General features: G+C 41.4%; 3 protein-coding genes. 1 reads left to right on the top strand and 2 read right to left on the bottom strand.

The window, feature by feature from the left end:
• Window positions 1-241: 241 nt before the first annotated feature.
• Complete coding sequence (locus EKM76_RS12995; protein WP_125550989.1) at window positions 242-484, bottom strand: hypothetical protein; 243 nt, start codon at window positions 482-484, stop codon at window positions 242-244.
• 175 nt (window positions 485-659) lie between these two features.
• On the opposite strand from EKM76_RS12995, the gene EKM76_RS12990 reads away from it, so the two are divergent.
• Window positions 660-1,709 (top strand): DUF6933 domain-containing protein, encoded by a 1,050-nt coding sequence (locus EKM76_RS12990; RefSeq protein WP_125550988.1) that lies wholly within the window; start codon window positions 660-662, stop codon window positions 1,707-1,709.
• 55 nt (window positions 1,710-1,764) lie between these two features.
• On the opposite strand, the gene EKM76_RS12985 is transcribed toward EKM76_RS12990, so the two are convergent.
• Window positions 1,765-3,153 (bottom strand): amino acid permease, encoded by a 1,389-nt coding sequence (locus EKM76_RS12985; protein WP_125550987.1) that lies wholly within the window; start codon window positions 3,151-3,153, stop codon window positions 1,765-1,767.
• Between the last annotated feature and the right edge of the window lie 521 nt (window positions 3,154-3,674).

Here is a 3,674-nt window from a genome sequence, read left to right as displayed (position 1 = left end):
TATAGTAGACATAGGCATGAAACTCCTCTGTATGGTTTTTGTTTAGACGCTTTAAGTATACAGATGTGGATGGTTTCATGTCTATTTTTGTAGCAAAAAAGCCCTAACAGATCAGGGCTTAAGTGGAAATATTAACTTTCAACCTTTAGCACATAATCAAAAAACTGTTCCGCCAGTGTAATACTAGGCGAAACAGTTTTTTTATTTTAAAATGTTAGTGGCTACTTATTTAGTTAGCAGGCTACTGGTCCCAACTATTAAACATGACCAACGCCCCACCACCAATTAGCACTGCCACAATTGCAATACCGGCCAGTAAAAAGTTAAAAATAAAACCTAAACCACCGCACAGCAGCAAAAATAAAAATAGGATCGGATGACGAAAACAGAACTTAATGAAGCTGGTCATTAGTTTGAAAAATAAAAGTACAAAAATAATCACACCAATGCCGACAGCGATTTTAGTATTGGTAGTTACCGCCATTAATGATGAAGTGAACACAAGCAAATTCCTTTCTGTTCGTTGATTACGATCAGTGTCATTGATTATAACAAGAAAGTTTAAATTTTATGCTAAGTTACTAACTTGACTGATGATGATCTATAATATATAGTAACTAAATTACTTAATTTTAGGCCAACCGCAAAGGAGTAAAATAATGATTATCAATCCAACTAAAAAAGCCTTACCTATTTTTAATCGGCTAACTAAAGTAACTGATCCTGCCGCCGCAAAGAACTTTGCCCAGGCTAATCCCTTCTTTTCCTGGCACGCTAATTATTATACGGTACAACGTAAAAAGGTCGTTGTGTTGGCCAATGATTTAACCTACGCTACGGTTGTGCTTTATGACATCAATGCTAAAAATAAAAAACAACTAGATCAATACATTGTCGCTGGTATCCGCGCTGCTTTTACCTTAGTTGGTATTGCGGATAAGCAGATCGATGCGTACTTGGACATGGCTGGCAAAGTTGAACTTAATGCTGGCTTCGACCGCCGTGTCACTGGTGTGATCACTAAGTTAATTTCAATGGCTGAGCTCTACGGGTTAACTGATCCCCAGCAAGTGATTCAAACTGAATTAATGGCTGATTTGATGCAGATCCCCTTTCTGCATACAAAATATAATTTTACTGAGCCTGCTGTTACTGCAGCTTTTAAGGATAATTTGGTCATCGTTGATAGCGCCAAATTTGCCATAACAAACGCTTATCAAGTCAAAAAAACCTGGTCTAGCTATCATTACTGGGATAAATACGAAAATGATCAGGTATTACTAGCTGATGGTGATCGTTATGAAAAGGTCATGGCCGCGGTTCAAGCAAACAATCAATTGCTATTGAATGAATTTAAAAATTATTTGAGCAATGCTAAAGGTTTAAGTCGTAAAGTCGTCAATAAACACGCGGCTAATAGCGAAATCTTTATCAACGAATTTATGCTCTATTACACGATCAAAACACCGTTAAAAGCCGGTGACGAAGTTGCAGAATATTTAGCTGAATGGTTCCCCCGTAAAATTGCGTACTCACCGAGTGATATACAAACTAACGCCACTTCATTACGCAAATTTTTCGATTTTTTAGTTATCAGTGGTGAAATCAACCAAGCTACTGGTATTGCGGCTAAAACAGCAATCAAAAATGGCGTCAACGCTGGAATTGAGCATATGCGTTTAATCGATAATCTGAGCGACTTCTTCTGAACGAATTTATACGTTAACAGGCCTACACTCACATTGAGCGCAGGCCTGTTTCTTACTATTTAGCAACTCGGCCAAAGCCATGACGAAACAGATAAACGGCTGCTGCCAAGATCAACACCACCGCGCCGACAATCACCGATATCCGTGTATCCGGATTAATGAACATGAACACAACGATCACCAACAACATCGCCAGCGCGAAGTAATTAGCCAGCGGGTACAGGGGTAATTTGAAGGGATGCGTTTGCATCAATTCAGGATTACCTTTACGAAAACGCAATTCAGCTAGTAAAATCACAAACCACGGCACCATCCCCGGCAAAACCGACGAACTAAACACCACTACAAATAAATTAGCGGTGGACTTACTATAAATTGACGCCACCATGTCCACGATAAAGCCTAGTAAAATACCGCCAGAGATTCCTAAAATTGCCGCATCAGGTACGATGCGTTTCGATACCCGTCCCAGAATTTTCGGAGCGTCGCCTTCATGCGCCAATTTAAACAGCATCCGGCTTGAGGAATAGATCCCTGAATTAGCTCCCGAAAGCGCGGCGGTCAACACAACAAAATTGATCACCGACGCCGCGGCGGTGATGCCGACTTTGGCAAAAGTTGAGACAAACGGTGACCCAATACTGCTGAGTTGATTCCACGGATAGATAGTCACAATCACAAAAATCGCGCCAACGTAGAAAATTAAGATCCGTAGCAGTACTGATTTAACTGATTTTACGATGGCTCGTTGTGGATCAGCCACTTCGCCAGCGGAAATACCTAGTAGCTCGATGCCTTGATACGAGCCGACAACGATCGACATTGAGAAAAAGAAACCCTGCGCACCACCGGTAAAGAAGCCACCATGCCGCCACAGATTGCTTAGACCGATCGGGTGGCCACCATTGCCCCACCCTAAGAAAATAATTGCTAGGCCTAAGACGATCATCATGATGATGGTCACAACTTTGATCATTGCAAACCAAAATTCCAACGACCCATAAGCCTTAGCGCTGGCCAGATTAGCCGCCACTAAAAATAAAATAATAATGATCCCAGCCACAAATGAATTAGTGTGTGGCCACCAATACCGTAAATATTCGGTCGCCGCCACAACTTCGGACATACCGACCACAATATATTCAAAGACGTTTGCCCATTTGGCCATATAGCCGGCTAACGGATGGACGTATTCCGTTGCATAATCGGCGAACGAACCTGTGCCTGGATTAACGTAGATCATTTCCCCTAATGCCCGCATCACGATATAAAGGATCAAACCGACAAACATATAAGCTAAAATAACCGACGGCCCTGTCCATTTAATGGTTGACGTGGCCCCCATAAAAAGACCCACACCAATCGCGCCACCAAGAGAGATCATCTCCATCTGGCCAGCCGTCATTGAGCGCTGTAATTCAGGCGCCTGCTTGTTCTGTTTCATTTCTGCCTCCGACTATGTAGCGCACATCCTTTATCAAACCGTACGCAAAAATAACAACTTTTCTTTAGTATCCTACCACTTTATATGTAACAAGGATCAGGCGCTAAAACTATCAAAATCGAAACCAATAAGAACAATCTTAGCTATTATACCATTGTTAAAGTACCATTAAAAATAGCATTTATTTCAATTTGAATGCTTATTTATAGATGAGATTTTCAATTATTTGAATTCACCATTACAATACCGCGCAACTTTATCGGCTGGCAACTAAGGGTTACCGATAACCCCAGCTCGTTTGTGACCTAATACTTGCGTAAGTTCGCACGGCAATAAAAAGGAGGCGCCGACATAATTTCCCTTATGCCATAGTGAAGTGAACCCCCGGTATTGGACCAGAATCCAATACCGGGGGTTTTACTATGACTAAATATACTAAGCAGTTTAAACTGCAGGTGGTTCAAGACTATCTCACTTCTTCGTTAGGGATTGTATTGATTGCTAGAAAGTACCAGATCAAA

Source organism: Loigolactobacillus zhaoyuanensis (assembly GCF_003946385.1).
GTDB classification, from domain to species: domain Bacteria; phylum Bacillota; class Bacilli; order Lactobacillales; family Lactobacillaceae; genus Loigolactobacillus; species Loigolactobacillus zhaoyuanensis.
This window is presented reverse-complemented; position numbering and strand designations above follow the sequence as displayed.

What these genes read in the sequence shown, in the direction of transcription:
- EKM76_RS12995 (WP_125550989.1), bottom strand. Translation starts at nt 484, where the DNA reads ATGGCGGTAACTACCAATACTAAAATCGCTGTCGGCATTGGTGTGATT.
- EKM76_RS12990 (WP_125550988.1), top strand. Translation starts at nt 660, where the DNA reads ATGATTATCAATCCAACTAAAAAAGCCTTACCTATTTTTAATCGGCTA.
- EKM76_RS12985 (WP_125550987.1), bottom strand. Translation starts at nt 3,153, where the DNA reads ATGAAACAGAACAAGCAGGCGCCTGAATTACAGCGCTCAATGACGGCT.